This is a genomic window from Streptomyces sp. NPDC001002 (genome assembly GCF_053599215.1).
In genome coordinates, this window is record NZ_JBSFLV010000209.1 from 1 (window position 1) to 13550 (window position 13550).

At 70.3% G+C, this 13550-nt stretch carries 11 protein-coding genes, 1 rRNA gene and 1 pseudogene; 4 read left to right on the plus strand and 9 right to left on the minus strand.

The window, feature by feature from the left end; all coding sequences use genetic code 11:
• Positions 1-91 (minus strand): 16S ribosomal RNA (locus ACWDR3_RS44365); the annotation flags it as partial.
• 775 nt (positions 92-866) lie between these two features.
• Here ACWDR3_RS44365 and trpS point away from each other — a divergent pair.
• Positions 867-1928 (plus strand): tryptophan--tRNA ligase, encoded by a 1062-nt coding sequence (gene trpS, locus ACWDR3_RS44370; protein ID WP_450358383.1) that lies wholly within the window; start codon positions 867-869, stop codon positions 1926-1928.
• Here trpS and ACWDR3_RS44375 read toward each other — a convergent pair.
• Positions 1832-2890, minus strand: a complete 1059-nt coding sequence (locus ACWDR3_RS44375) for a GlxA family transcriptional regulator (protein WP_450358384.1) — start codon at positions 2888-2890, stop codon at positions 1832-1834. The two genes, trpS and ACWDR3_RS44375, sit on opposite strands and share 97 nt — an antisense overlap.
• A gap of 75 nt (positions 2891-2965) precedes the next feature.
• Between ACWDR3_RS44375 and ACWDR3_RS44380 the strand changes: the two are divergent.
• Positions 2966-3554: pseudogene (locus ACWDR3_RS44380) on the plus strand (cysteine hydrolase family protein).
• A 37-nt stretch (positions 3555-3591) separates the two neighbouring features.
• Here the strand turns inward: ACWDR3_RS44380 and proC are convergent.
• The 3 genes from proC to ACWDR3_RS44395 form a co-directional block, all read right to left on the minus strand.
• The gene (gene proC / locus ACWDR3_RS44385) at positions 3592-4404 is read right to left on the minus strand and encodes a pyrroline-5-carboxylate reductase (protein ID WP_401718568.1); all 813 of its coding nucleotides are present in this window, start codon (positions 4402-4404) and stop codon (positions 3592-3594) included.
• Between the two features lie 61 nt (positions 4405-4465).
• Positions 4466-5266, minus strand: a complete 801-nt coding sequence (locus ACWDR3_RS44390) for an ABC transporter permease (protein ID WP_450358385.1) — start codon at positions 5264-5266, stop codon at positions 4466-4468.
• The gene (locus ACWDR3_RS44395) at positions 5263-6093 is read right to left on the minus strand and encodes an ABC transporter ATP-binding protein (protein ID WP_450358386.1); all 831 of its coding nucleotides are present in this window, start codon (positions 6091-6093) and stop codon (positions 5263-5265) included. The genes ACWDR3_RS44390 and ACWDR3_RS44395 overlap by 4 nt, the downstream gene beginning before the upstream one ends.
• Positions 6094-6359: 266 nt before the next feature.
• Here ACWDR3_RS44395 and ACWDR3_RS44400 point away from each other — a divergent pair, with 266 nt between their 5' ends.
• Positions 6360-7802 (plus strand): SulP family inorganic anion transporter, encoded by a 1443-nt coding sequence (locus ACWDR3_RS44400; protein ID WP_450358387.1) that lies wholly within the window; start codon positions 6360-6362, stop codon positions 7800-7802.
• Here ACWDR3_RS44400 and ACWDR3_RS44405 read toward each other — a convergent pair.
• From ACWDR3_RS44405 to ACWDR3_RS44415, 3 genes are all read right to left on the minus strand, one after another.
• On the minus strand, positions 7766-8536 hold the full coding sequence (locus tag ACWDR3_RS44405) for a class I SAM-dependent methyltransferase (RefSeq protein ID WP_450358388.1): 771 nt from the start codon (positions 8534-8536) through the stop codon (positions 7766-7768). The two genes, ACWDR3_RS44400 and ACWDR3_RS44405, sit on opposite strands and share 37 nt — an antisense overlap.
• A gap of 186 nt (positions 8537-8722) precedes the next feature.
• The gene (locus tag ACWDR3_RS44410; protein ID WP_450358389.1) at positions 8723-9226 is read right to left on the minus strand and encodes an EamA/RhaT family transporter; all 504 of its coding nucleotides are present in this window, start codon (positions 9224-9226) and stop codon (positions 8723-8725) included.
• Between the two features lie 44 nt (positions 9227-9270).
• Complete coding sequence (locus tag ACWDR3_RS44415; protein WP_450358390.1) at positions 9271-9588, minus strand: SH3 domain-containing protein; 318 nt, start codon at positions 9586-9588, stop codon at positions 9271-9273.
• 181 nt (positions 9589-9769) lie between these two features.
• Between ACWDR3_RS44415 and ACWDR3_RS44420 the strand changes: the two genes are divergently transcribed.
• Complete coding sequence (locus tag ACWDR3_RS44420) at positions 9770-11893, plus strand: serine/threonine-protein kinase (RefSeq protein WP_450358391.1); 2124 nt, start codon at positions 9770-9772, stop codon at positions 11891-11893.
• Between the two features lie 123 nt (positions 11894-12016).
• Here ACWDR3_RS44420 and ilvD read toward each other — a convergent pair.
• The coding region (gene ilvD / locus ACWDR3_RS44425; protein ID WP_450358392.1) for a dihydroxy-acid dehydratase at positions 12017-13550 on the minus strand (1534 nt) is incomplete at its 5' end.

Here is a 13550-nt window from a genome sequence, read left to right on the forward strand (position 1 = left end):
TAATCCCCACCGAAGTGGTTCATCGTTCGACTTGCATGTGTTAAGCACGCCGCCAGCGTTCGTCCTGAGCCAGGATCAAACTCTCCGTGAATGTTCTCCCGTAATCGGGATGACACCACGAGAGCGGAACAGCCAGGCGGAATAAGCCCGACCGTTCACAGCGTCCTCGCTGTGTTTTGTTCTTCAAAGGAACCACGCCCCAACCACAGAGTGGTCGGAGACGGGGTATCAACATATCTGGCGTTGACTTTTGGCACGCTGTTGAGTTCTCAAGGAACGGCCGCTTCCTTTGTACTCACCCGCAGAACATTCTCTGAGGCTTTCCTCCGGGCGCTTCCCTTCGGTCTTGCGTTTCCGACCCTATCAGACCCTTTCGGCGTCCGATTCCCCGTCAGAAGGGGTTGTCTTTCCGGCTGTTGGGCCGTTCCGACGAGTGAGACTTTAGCGGACTCCCGCCCCCGACGCTAATCGGGTGCTGCGCCCTTTCGAACGCGGATTCCTCATTTCGCGAATACGCACGCCAACAACACGACGACAGTCAGACCGACTGTTAGTCGACTAGTGGTTGATACTTGCGGAATGGCTGTCCGGGGACCGACCGGAGTCGGCGCTCACGTCGGACAACTCGGAGAACACTACGTACCGGATCTGGGTGTGTCAACTCGCGGTCGGACCGGGGCCCTCAGGCGTACTCTGAGGCCATGACTACGCGTACGTGCACCCAGCTCTGGTGGGCCGCCTGACGGCGGCCGTGCGCACGTATGCACTCAACGGCCGCCGCCTCGGCGGCCGTTCTCGTTTCTCCCTCCAGAGCTCCTGAGGGTCGGCCGCCGGGACGGCGGTCTCGATCAGGAGGTGGAGTGGAAATGACTCGGGTCTTCAGTGGGATCAAGCCGACCGGACACCTGACCCTGGGGAACTACCTGGGAGCAATGCGGCAGTGGGTCGACGTGGACCAGCACCGGTCGGACGCGTTGTTCTGCGTCGTCGATCTGCACGCGCTGACGGTCGACCACGATCCCGCGAGAGTGCGAAGGCTCAGTCGGCAGGCCGCGACGTTGTTGCTGGCGGCGGGACTTGATCCGCAGCTGTGCACGGTGTTCGTACAGAGTCATGTGGACGAGCACGCGCGGCTGTCGTACGTGCTGGAGTGTGTGGCGACCGACGGGGAGATGCGTCGGATGATCCAGTACAAGGAGAAGGCCGCGAAGGAGCGGGAGCGCGGTGGGAGTGTGCGGCTGTCGCTGCTCACCTATCCCGTGCTGATGGCGGCGGACATCCTGGCGTACGGGGCCGACGAGGTGCCGGTGGGGGACGACCAGACGCAGCATGTGGAGCTGACGCGGGATCTGGCGTTGCGGTTCAACCAGCGGTACGGGCATACGTTCGTGGTGCCGAAGGCGACCACTCCGCAGATCGCTGCTCGGGTGATGAACCTCCAGGAGCCGGCTTCGAAGATGGGGAAGTCGGAGGACTCCGGGGCGGGGATCGTCTATCTGCTCGACGAGCCGGACGTGGTGCGGAAGAAGGTCATGCGGGCCGTGACCGACAGCGGGCAGGACGTCGTCTACGACCGGGAGGAGCGGCCGGGAATCGCCAATCTGCTGGAGATCCTCGCGGCCTGCACAGGTGGGAACCCCGAGGCCTTGAGCGGTGTATATGAGTCGTACGGGTCCTTGAAGAAGGACACCGCAGACGCCGTGGTCGAGATCCTCAAGCCCGTACAGGAGAGGCACAAAGAGTTGTGCGCGGATCCGGGCTATGTGGAGGGGGTGCTGCGGGATGGTGCGGAGAAGGCTCGGGCCATGGCGCGGCCGACGGTTGATACGGCTTACCGGGCGATCGGGCTGCTGGAGCCCACATCGGAGCCGGTGACCGGGACAGTTGCTGAGCCGTCGGCGGAGCCGGTGCTGAACGCTGCCCGGTAGGCGCGTGGGCTGGTGGCGAGGCGTGATGCGAAGTGCTGGCGCATCGTGACCTCGCTGCCGAAGCCGGCGCGGCGGGCGACCTCGGGCATGGGGAGGTCGGTGCGTTCGAGGAGTTTCTGGGCTGCGGCGATGCGCTGGTCGAGGAGCCAGCGCAGCGGGGTCGTGCCGGTCTCCGCGGTGAAGTGACGGGCGAAGCTGCGCGGCGACATGCCGGCATGCGTGGCCAGGTCGGCGACCGTGAGCGGTTCGTCGAGGTGGCGCAGGGCGTGCTCGCGTACGGCGGCGAGGGTGTCGGCGTCTCGGTCCGTGCGCGGGGTCGGGTGCTCGATGAACTGCGCCTGGGTTCCGGTGCGGAAGGGGGCGGTGACCATCGACCGGGCGATGGTGGCCGCTGCCTCGGCACCGTGTGACCGGCGCACTAGGTGGAGGCAGAGGTCGATGCCGGCCGCTGTGCCGGCGGCGGTCCAGAGGTTGTCGTCCTCGATGAAGAGGGCGTCGGGGACAACGGTGACTTGGGGGTGGTCGGCACGCAGGAGGGCGACGAGGTTCCAGTGGGTGATCGCGCGGCGGCCGTCCAGGAGGCCGGCTTGGGCGAGGGTGAAGGCGCCTCCGCAGAGGGCGGCGATGGTGGTCCCGCGGGCGTGGGCGCGGCGCAGAGCGTCGAGGACGGGGGTCGGTGCGGGAGTGACGTGGTCGTCGAGGCCGGGGACGACGATCAGGTCGGCGCGGGAGAGCCAGGTCAGCGTGCGGTCGGGGAGGAGGGTGAGGCCGCCGCGCATGGGGACGGGTGTGGTGTCGGTGGCGACGCGGCGCAGGTCGAAGGCGGGGGCGCCGCGGTCGGTGCGGTCGGTGCCCCAGACCTCGGTGATGACGGAGACGTCGAAGGCGCGGATGCCGGCGAAGGCGACGAGCGCTACGCGGTACGGGACTGGAACGGAGGCTGAGGCTGGGGTCGAGGCCACAAGTGGCAGTAAATCATCGATCGCTGACTTCTGACCCTCTGGGACCCGCGTGCCCTCGGCAGCAGGATCGAGGGCATGGAGATCTCGGAGAACGCAGCGCTGGTGGTCGTGGACGTGCAGAAGGGCTTCGAGGAGGCCGACTTCTGGGGGGCCTCGGAACAACCCGGGGGCGGATGACAACATCGCGCGGCTGATCGACGTATGGCAGTCCTCGGGGCGGCCGGTCGTGTTCGTGCGGCACGACTCGTCGAAGCCCGGGTCGCCGTTGCGGCTCGGGTACGAGGGCAACGAGCTGAAGAAATACGTGGAGGAGAGGCGGGGGAAAGGGAGCGGGCCCGAGCTGTTCGTGACCAAGACCGTGAACTCGGCGTTCTTGGGGACGCCGGATCTGGGGGCCTGGTTGACGGAGGCGGGGATCTCGCAGTTCGTGCTGGTCGGGATCCAGACGAACATGTGCGTGGAGACGACGGCCCGGATGGGCGGGAATCTCGGGTACGACGTGGTGGTGCCCTACGACGCGACGTACACCTTCGACCTGGAGGGGCCGTTCGGCTGGCGGCGGACCGCGGACGAGGTGGGGCAGGCGGCGGCTGTGTCGCTGCACGGGGGTGGCTTCGCGCGCGTGGTCACCACGAAGGAGGTGGTGGACGCGGCGGCGGGGTGAACGGGCCGCCGCCGACTGAGTGTTGGGCCGGTGAGGGTCAGTCCTTCTTGCCGGAGGCCAACTCGCGGCTGCGGTCGCGGGCGGCTTCCAGGGCGGCGATGAGGGCGGCCCGTACGCCGTGGTTCTCGAGTTCGCGGATGGCGTTGATGGTGGTGCCGGCGGGAGAGGTGACGTTCTCGCGGAGTTTGACGGGGTGTTCGCCGCTGTCGCGGAGCATCACCGCGGCGCCGATCGCGGACTGGACGATGAGGTCGTGGGCCTTGTCGCGGGGCAGGCCGAGCAGGATGCCGGCGTCGGTCATGGCTTCGACCAGGTAGAAGAAGTAGGCCGGGCCGGAGCCGGAGAGTGCGGTGCAGGCGTCCTGCTGGGACTCGGGGACGCGCAGGGTCTTGCCGACGGCGCCGAAGATCTCCTCGGCGTGCGCGAGGTGGGCCTCGGTGGCGTGGCTGCCGGCGGAGATGACGGACATGGCCTCGTCGACGAGGGCGGGGGTGTTCGTCATGACGCGGACGACGGGGGTGCCCGTGGCTAGGCGCTCCTCGAAGAAGGAGGTGGGGATGCCCGCCGCGCCGCTGATGATCAGGCGGTCGGCGGGGACGTGCGGGGCGAGTTCGTCGAGGAGGTTGCCCATGTCCTGCGGCTTGACCGTGAGGATCAGGGTGTCGGCGGTCTTGGCGGCTTCCTGGTTGGTGACCGCGGTGACGCCGTGCCGGGCGCGCAGTTCCTCGGCGCGCTCGGGGCGGCGTGCGGTGACCAGGAGGTCGGCCGGCGTCCAGCCGCCGCGGATCATTCCGCTGAGCAGGGCTTCGCCGATCTTGCCGGTGCCGAGGACTGCGACTTTCTGGGTCATGGGTTCATCCTCGCACCGGCGGTGTGTGGGGTGAGGTGGCTGTCCGGCTGGCGGAACGCCGTCATGCCGTGCGCCTCCGGAGGGTTGCCGCGCCCAGGCACAGGACCAGCAGGGCGCAGCCCGCCACGATGAGGGCGTCGCGGATGAAGGTGGCGGTCATGTCGGTGTGTTTGAGGACTTCGTTCATGCCGTCGACGGCGTAGGACATGGGCAGGACGTCGGAGACGGCCTCCAGGGCGGGGTGCATGTTGGAGCGGGGGGTGAACAGGCCGCAGAGGAGGAGCTGGGGGAAGATCACGGCCGGCATGAACTGGACGGCCTGGAACTCCGAGGACGCGAAGGCCGAGACGAACAGGCCGAGGGCGGTGCCGAGCAGGGCGTCGAGCAGTGCGACCAGGAGCAGCAGCCAGGGGCTGCCGGTGACGTCGAGGCCCAGGAACCACACGGCGAGGCCGGTGGCCAGGGCGGACTGGACGATGGCGAGGGCGCCGAAGGCGAGGGCGTAGCCGGCGATCAGGTCGGCCTTGCCCAGGGGCATGGCGAGGAGGCGTTCGAGGGTGCCGGAGGTGCGTTCGCGCAGGGTGGCGATGGAGGTGACCAGGAACATCGTGATCAGCGGGAAGATGCCGAGGAGCGAGGCGCCGATGTTGTCGAAGGTGCGCGGGCTGCCGTCGAAGACGTAGCGCAGCAGGAACAGCATCACGCAGGGGATCAGGATCAGCATCGCGATGGTGCGCGGGTCGTGGCGGAGCTGGCGCAGGACGCGGGTCGCGGTGGCGAGGGTGCGGGCGGTGTTGAAGACGCCGGTGGGGGCGGGCTTCCGGGTCGCCGTGCCGGTGGGGGTCGGGGTCGTCGTACTCATCGGGTGTTCTCCTTCTGGCGCCCGTTCTCGTGAGCGTTTTCGCGTGCGGCTGCCGTGGCCTCGTCGACCAGGTGGAGGAAGGCCGCTTCGACGGTCTCGGTGCCGGTGTTGGTGCGCAGGGCCTCGGGGGTGTCGTCGGCGAGGATCTCGCCGGCGCGCATCAGCAGGAGGCGGTGGCAGCGTTCGGCCTCGTCCATGACGTGCGAGGAGATGAGGAGGGTGGCGCCGCGGTCGGCGGCGATGGCGTGGAAGAGGTTCCACAGGTCGCGGCGCAGGACGGGGTCGAGGCCGACGGTGGGTTCGTCGAGGACGAGGAGTTCGGGGGCGCCGAGGAGGGCGACGGCGAGGGAGACGCGGCTGCGCTGGCCGCCGGAGAGGTTGCCGGCGAGGGCGTCGGCGTGGCTGGTGAGGTCGACGTCGGTGAGGACGCGTTCGACGTCGTGATGGCGGTCGGCGGTGGTGCGGCCGGGGTCGAGGATCGCGGCGAAGTAGTCGAGGTTCTGACGGATCGTCAGGTCGTCGTAGACGGAGGGGGCTTGGGTGACGTAGCCGATGCGGGTGCGCAGGGTGGGGTGGCCCGCGGGGCGGCCGAGGACGTCGAGGGTGCCGGTGACCTTGGCCTGGGTGCCGACGATCGAGCGCATCAGGGTCGACTTGCCGCAGCCGGAGGGGCCGAGCAGGCCGGTGATCTGGCCGCGCGGGACGGTGAAGTCGAGGCTGTGCAGGACGGTGCGGGGGCCGCGGACGACGGTGAGGTTCTCGGCGTGGACGGCGGGTTCACGTCCGGTGCCGGCGGTACCGGGTGGCTCGGCGACGTAATTCATCATGTGATGAATAATGCTCTCGTGGAGCGATGTCGTCAAGCGGGTGCATCCGACGGCGCAGGCGCGCGTCGGCGTGATCGGAAGGGGGCGTTCCGGTACCCGCGCTTCCGCGTTCACGCGTCGGCAACACGAATCGGGTGCGCGGCCAACTCCCTTTCCCGACAATGGATTTCAGTGCGAGGTCATATGCCGCGCACGCAGGTTCGCCGTGCCCTCCCCCGGCTCGGCGCCCACGCATCTCCCGTTCGATCACCGGAGGTGCTCCCGTCATGCGCAAGCGCTGTGGCGTCGTACAGAAGGCCGATCTGTTCGCTTCCCTAGTCGTGTTCCTCGTCGCGCTGCCGCTGTGTGTGGGCGTGGCCATAGCCTCCGGAGTCCCGGCCGAGTTGGGCCTGGTCACCGGGATCGTCGGCGGGCTGGTCGCCGGGGCGCTGCCCGGCAGCAGCCTCCAGGTGAGCGGGCCCGCGGCGGGACTGACCGTTCTCGTGTACGAGGCCGTCGAGAGGTACGGCGTCGAGGCGCTCGGCGTGCTGGTGTTCGGGGCCGGTCTGGTGCAGTTGGGGCTCGGGGCGCTGCGGCTCGGGCGCTGGTTCCGGGCCGTGTCGATGGCCGTGGTGCAGGGGATGCTCGCCGGCATCGGGCTGGTGCTGATCGCCGGTCAGGTCTACGCGCTGGGCGACGCGGCGGCGCCCGGCGGCGGGCTCGGCAAGCTCGCCGGGCTGGTGTCGCTGCCGGGGCGGGTGGATCCGGTGGCGTTGTCAGTGGGGGGTGCCACCATTGCCGTATTGCTGCTGTGGCCGCGTTGGCGCAGGGGGGCGCGAGTGGTGCCTGCGCCGTTGGTCGCGGTGGCGGTGGTGTCGGCGGTGACCGGGGTGTTCGGCCTGGACGTGCGGCGGGTCGAGGTTCGGGGGCTGCTCGACGCGGTGCGGATTCCCGAGGCGGCGGACTTCGGGCGGCTTACGGAAGTGGGGGTGATCGGGACCGTCGTGGCGTTCGCGTTGATCGCGTCGGCGGAGTCGTTGTTCAGCGCGGCGGCCGTGGACCGGCTGCATCGGGGGCCGCGTACGGACTACGACCGGGAGTTGCTGGCGCAGGGTGCGGGGAACGCGGTGTGCGGGCTGCTGGGGGCGCTGCCGATGACCGCGGTGATCGTGCGGAGTGCGGCCAATGTTCAGGCGGGGGCTCGGACCAAGGCCTCGCGGTTGCTGCACGGGGTGTGGCTCTTGGTGTTCACGGTCTTCGTGCCGGGGGCGCTCGGGGTGATTCCGGTGGCGGCGCTGGCCGGGCTGCTCGTGCACGCCGGGTGCAAGCTCGTGCCGGTGCGGGAGGTGCGGGTGCTGTGGCGCGGGCATCGCGGTGAGGTGGTCGTGCTGGTGGTGACGGCGGGGGCGATCGTCGTCGGGAACCTGTTCGAGGGGGTGTTGGTGGGGCTGACGCTGGCGGTGGCCAAGACGGCCTGGGACGTCAGCCATGTGCACATCGAGACGGAGGACCGGGGGGACGCGGGGATCGTCGTACGGGTGCTCGGGCATGCCACGTTCCTGCGGCTGCCGAAGCTGCTGGACGCGCTCGACGCGCTGCCGGTGGACCGGGAGGTGCGGCTGGAGCTGGGCGGGCTGCGGCACCTGGACCATGCCTGCGCGGCGGCCCTGGAGGGGTGGGCCGCCGCGCGGGGTCAGGAACCGGTGGCCACGAGCAGTTCGACGACGTAGATCTCCTCGACGACCCCGCCCGGGAAGACCGTGAGCAGCTGCTCGCGCTCCTCGGCGAGGAAGACCTGCGTCCTCTCCTCGTCCTGCACCAGGAAGATCGAGTGGCTGCTGATGTTGGCGAGGTGGGTGTCGACGGGGACGTGCCGGCTCCAGCGCACGCGCCGGTGGGCGAAGTGGAGCCGGCCGGTGGGGTCGGCGAGCGCGGAGTGCATGCCGCTGCCGTTGCGGTCGACGACGCCGTCGGCGCCGAAGTGGCGGCGGACGCGTTCGGTCTGCGCGTCGATCCACGGGACGTCGAGGGCGGCCGTGTTCCACCACAGCGTCAGCGCGCCGCCCGGCCGCAGGACCCGCAGCGCCTCCGGGACCGAGCGGACGGGCTCGGTCCAGTGCCAGGCCTGCGCGTAGGTGATGAAGTCGGCGCTGGCGTCGGCGAGGGGCAGTTGGTTGCCGTTGCCCCGCACGATCGGGATACCGGGGTTGGTGTGCCGGAACTGCGCCGCCATGCCCTCCCCGGGCTCCACCGCGACCACCTCGGCGCCCCGTCCGTGCAGCAGCGCGGTCGCGATCCCCGTGCCGGCCCCGACGTCCACCACGCGGGCGCCTTCGAGGGGGCGGCCGGCGAGCTCCTCGATCGCGTCGAAGAGGGCGGGCGGGTAGGAGGGGCGGTTCGCGGCGTACTGGGCCGCGGCGGCGTTGAAGGAGTGGGCGCGGGTGGCGTGGAAGGAGGCGGTCATACGGCCATGGTGGACCCGTTGGGTAAAGGGGAGCGTGAGTTTTCGCGGGGAGGCTCGTGGGGAGGCCGAGGGGCTCGGTCCCCGGCACTTCCGGAGGGACTGCTTCCAGAGGCGCCGATCCCGGCGGAGCCACTCGCGGCGGCACTACCTCCAGAGGCGCCGATCCCGGCGGAGCCACCTGCGGTGCTACTTCCGGCGGCGCTTCTTCGACGGGTTGCCCGTGCGGCGGGTGGTGCGCTTCTCGTACTCCTTGCGGGCCGTCTCGTACTCCTCGCGGTGGAGTCTCTCGCCGGGGGCCTCGGTCAGGGAGCGGAAGAAGTACGCGGCGAGGGAGCCGACGAAGCCGATGGTCAGGAGGCCGCGGAGGGAGGCCTGGCGGTCGGGGTCGGGGCGCTTGGCGAAGGACTCCCAGGTGTGCCGGAAGGCGAGCGCACTGCAGATGGCGAACATCGCGACGACCAGGACGGTGACGAAGGAGCCGGTGTCGGCGAGCTGGAGGCCCTCGTAGGCGAAGCGCAGGACGAGGCAGGAGGCGACCGCGGCGGCGAGGGAGCCGACGGCGGCGCCGACGCGGCGCAGGGCGTAGCCGTTGTCGTGGTCCACCCAGGTGGTCCCGAAGAAGCGGAGGGGTTCGGGGCGGGGCCCCGTGGGGGAGCCCGCCGTGTCCTGGGTGCCGTTTTCGTCGCTCACGGGACGATTATGGCGCCCGGGGCGGGGCGGGCTCCCGGCCGGGATCAGTCGCAGCGGTCGGCGACGTAGCCGTCGCTGCCGGTGAGGATGTAGGCGTCGGAGACGTACTCGCCGTTGCTGATGTTGTCCCAGATGTTGCTCGTGCCGTACGGGCCCGTCACCCGCGTGCCCGGCGTCTGGCAGTAGATCGGCACCTTGGCGCCCGCGTTCAGGACCCGGACGATGCTGTAGCTCGTGCCGGGGCCGCTGCGGACGTTGAGCCGGACACCCGGCGCGACCGAGTAGTAGCGGACGGTCGCGGCGGCCGCCACGGCCTGGGCGCCCTCGGCGCTCCCGGCCTCCTCCGTGCGGTCAATGGACATGAAAAACCTCCCCCGTTGGACCCCATGACTGCCATGAGGCCCCATTGATTCCCCTAAAACACGCCATGAAACACATGTACACAACTCGCACACGCACGCCAGCAAGCCGCCTCTGTCCCGAACGCCTCATCGACTAGGCTCCGAGCGTCGCGCGCGGACGAACAGCACGGGAGTGGTCCCCATGGCGCCACAGGGCAACACCGGAGCGGGCGCGGAAGCGGAACTTCCCGAGTACGCCGGTCACTACCGCCTGGAGTCATGCCTCGGCTCGGGCGGCATGGGGGTCGTGCATCTGGCGCGCAGCACCTCCGGGATGAAGCTCGCGGTGAAGGTCGTGCATGCCGACTTCGCCAAGGACCCCGAGTTCAGGGGCCGTTTCCGGCAGGAGGTGGCCGCCGCACGGCGGGTCAGCGGCGCGTTCACGGCGTCCGTCGTGGACGCCGATCCGGAGGCCGAACGGCCTTGGATGGCCACGCTGTTCATCCCCGGTCCGACCCTCGCCGAACAGGTGAAGCGGAACGGGCCCATGCCCCCTGCCGAGTTGCGCCGGCTGATGGCCGGACTGGCCGAGGCGCTGCGGGACATCCACCGGGTCGGGGTGGTGCACCGCGATCTCAAGCCGAGCAATGTGCTGCTCGCCGAGGACGGGCCCAAGGTCATCGACTTCGGCATTTCTCGGCCAAAGGACAGCGAACTGCGCACCGAGACGGGCAAGTTGATCGGCACCCCGCCGTTCATGGCGCCCGAGCAGTTCCGGCGCCCGCGCGAAGTGGGCCCCGCCGCCGACATCTTCGCGCTCGGGTCGGTGCTGGTGCACGCGGCGACCGGGCGAGGCCCGTTCGACTCGGACAGCCCCTACGTCGTCGCGTACCAAGTCGTCCACGACGAGCCGGACCTGAGCGGCGTACCGGAGAATCTCGCGCCGCTCGTGCTGCGGTGTCTGGCCAAGGAGCCCGAAGACCGGCCCACGCCCGACGAGTTGATGCGGGAACTGCGCTCGGTGGCGGCCTCCTACGACACGCAGGCCTTCATACCGTCACAGCGGACGAAGCGCGAAGCCGCGCCCGAGTCGGCCCCGGAGCCGGATCCGGAACAACCGCCCGGAGGACGCCGGCGACGCAAGGCCGTCCTCGCGGCCGGTGTGGTCGGCCTCGCCCTTGTCGTGTGCGGCGCGCTGGCCGCCGTACAGCTGCTCGGGAACCATGGCGCGACGGCCGAGGAGAGTGCTCCGCCCAAGTCGTCGGCGTCGGGGGCGACTTCGGGGGCCGGGTTCCGGGCCTGGGCCTCGGACGCGGCGGCCGGGAAGTCGGGGACGCCCCAATGCTCCTACGGGACCGATCAGTTGATCTGTGCGCGGTCCGGTTCGGTCTTCGCGCTCGATCCCGCCGACGGCCATCTGCTGTGGAAGCACTCCGTGGCCGCGTCGCAGCGGAGCGGGCCGCCCGTGCTCGCGGGCGGGCTCGTCCAGCCGTTGCTGGACCAGGGCCCGCGGCTCGAAGGGCTCGACCCGGCCTCGGGGAAGGCGAGTTGGCAGCGGACGATGCCCGCGCACACCTCCCTGCGTGCCGTCGGCGGGATGCTCCTGCTCACCCACGCCGACGGCATGGTCACCGGCGTGGACGGCGCGACGGGCGAGACGAAGTGGGAGCACCGGATCGCGGGCCAGAGCCGGCCGTACTTCGGCTCGTTCACCGGTGACGCGCTGGCGTACGCGACCAGCCCGTCCGCGGACGGGTCGAGCACCCGGGTCACCGCCGTCGACCCGGCCACGGGAGCCGTGCGCTGGGACGCGAGCCTGAAGGGGAACCTGGAGGCCGTCGGCGCCCAGGACGGGTCGGTCTTCCTGCTCGCCTCCGACCCGGTCTACGGCGACACGGATGCGGTCGTCCGCTACAGCCCGGCCGACCGGTCCACGCGCCGGGTGGCCCTCCCCGTCGCGCGCCCCGACGCCCGGGCGGGCGTGCACGGGAACGTCGTCTATCTCCTGGCCGCCGACGGCGCGTTGGACGCCGTCGGCATGGAGGCGGGCAAGCGGCTGTGGCATCTGGAGACCTCGGTGAGCCGGGGCTCGGAGCCGGTCGCCGACGACGAGCACGTATATCTCGCGGCGGGCGACGGGCGGTTGCTCGCCGTCGACGCCGGCACGGGGCGGCTCGTCGGGCAGACCCCGGCGCGGCCGGGCGCGAACTCGGGGCAGGTCGCCGGGACGGTCCCCCGGCCCGTCCTCGCCGGCAATCGCGTGTACGCCACCGCCCCCGACGGCACCGTCTTCGCGGTGAACTCCCGTGAACCGGCGGCCTGGTAGCCCGTACGGACAGACGTAGGGGGCCGCCCCGGAAGGGACGGCCCCTGAGAAGCGGACGGAAACCTCAGCCCGACTTCGACACTCAGCCCAGCTTCAATACTTGGCCCAGCTTCAATACTTGGCTCAGCCCAGCTTGGAAACGTCCCGCACCGCGCCCCGGTCCGCGCTGGTCGCCATCGCCGCGTAGGCCCGCAGCGCCGCCGAGACCTTGCGCTCGCGGTTCTTCGGGGCGTACACGCCGCCCAACTCCTGCTCGCGCCGGGCGAGTTCGGAGTCGTCGACGAGGAGCTCGATCGAGCGGTTGGGGATGTCGATGCGGATGCGGTCGCCGTCCTCGACGAACGCGATCGTGCCGCCGGACGCCGCCTCGGGGGACGCGTGGCCGATCGACAGACCCGAAGTGCCGCCGGAGAAGCGGCCGTCGGTGATCAGGGCGCAGGTCTTGCCGAGGCCGCGGCCCTTGAGGAAGGAGGTCGGGTAGAGCATCTCCTGCATACCGGGGCCGCCCTTGGGGCCCTCGTAGCGGATGACCACGACGTCGCCGTCCTTGATCTGTTTGTTCAGGATCTTCTCGACGGCCTCCTCCTGCGACTCGCAGACGACCGCGGGACCTTCGAAGGTCCAGATGGACTCGTCGACGCCGGCCGTCTTCACCACGCAGCCGTCGACGGCGAGGTTGCCCTTGAGGACCGCGAGGCCGCCGTCCTTGGAGTACGCGTGCTCGGCGCTGCGGATGCAGCCCTCCGCCGCGTCCTCGTCCAGCTCCTCCCAGCGCTCCGACTGCGAGAAGGCCTCGGCGCTGCGGACGCAGCCGGGAGCCGCGTGCCAGAGCTCGATCGCCTCCGGGGAGGGCGAACCGCCGCGCACGTCCCACGTCTTGAGCCAGTCCGCGAGGGAGGGGCTGTGGACGGAGTGGACGTCCTCGTTCAGCAGGCCCGCGCGGTGCAGCTCGCCCAGCAGGGCGGGGATGCCGCCGGCGCGGTGCACGTCCTCCATGTAGTACGTACGGCTCTTCGCGACGTTCGGCGCGACCTTCGCGAGGCACGGGACCCGGCGGGAGACCTCGTTGATCTCCTCCAGGCCGAACGCGACGCCCGCCTCCTGCGCCGCGGCGAGCAGGTGCAGGATCGTGTTGGTGGAGCCGCCCATCGCGATGTCGAGGGCCATGGCGTTCTCGAAGGCCGCGAAGGTGGCCACGTTGCGCGGCAGGACCGTCTCGTCGTCCTGCTCGTAGTAGCGGCGGGTGATGTCCATCACCGTGCGGGCCGCGTCCTGGTACAGGCCCTTGCGGGCGGTGTGCGTGGCGAGGACCGAGCCGTTGCCCGGGAGGGACAGGCCGATCGCCTCGGTCAGGCAGTTCATCGAGTTGGCGGTGAACATGCCGGAGCAGGAACCGCACGTCGGACAGGCGTTCTCCTCGATGCGGAGGACGTCCGCGTCGGACACGTTCTCGTTGGCCGCGTCGACCATCGCGTCGATCAGGTCGAGGGTGCGGACCGTGCCGTCGACCAGCGTGGCGCGGCCGGCCTCCATGGGCCCGCCGGAGACGAAGACCGTCGGGATGTTCAGGCGCAGGGCGGCCATGAGCACATCCACCGCGTGGACGTGTTCGCGCCCGGTCTTTCCTTCTTCTTCGACGCGCACCTCGACTTCTTCG

Excerpts from the sequence above, each read along its gene's own strand:
- trpS (WP_450358383.1), top strand. The coding sequence starts at position 867 with ATGACTCGGGTCTTCAGTGGGATCAAGCCGACCGGACACCTGACCCTG.
- proC (WP_401718568.1), bottom strand. The coding sequence starts at position 4,404 with ATGACCCAGAAAGTCGCAGTCCTCGGCACCGGCAAGATCGGCGAAGCC.
- ACWDR3_RS44390 (WP_450358385.1), bottom strand. The coding sequence starts at position 5,266 with ATGAGTACGACGACCCCGACCCCCACCGGCACGGCGACCCGGAAGCCC.
- ACWDR3_RS44395 (WP_450358386.1), bottom strand. The coding sequence starts at position 6,093 with ATGATGAATTACGTCGCCGAGCCACCCGGTACCGCCGGCACCGGACGT.
- ACWDR3_RS44400 (WP_450358387.1), top strand. The coding sequence starts at position 6,360 with ATGCGCAAGCGCTGTGGCGTCGTACAGAAGGCCGATCTGTTCGCTTCC.
- ACWDR3_RS44405 (WP_450358388.1), bottom strand. The coding sequence starts at position 8,536 with ATGACCGCCTCCTTCCACGCCACCCGCGCCCACTCCTTCAACGCCGCC.
- ACWDR3_RS44415 (WP_450358390.1), bottom strand. The coding sequence starts at position 9,588 with ATGTCCATTGACCGCACGGAGGAGGCCGGGAGCGCCGAGGGCGCCCAG.
- ACWDR3_RS44420 (WP_450358391.1), top strand. The coding sequence starts at position 9,770 with ATGGCGCCACAGGGCAACACCGGAGCGGGCGCGGAAGCGGAACTTCCC.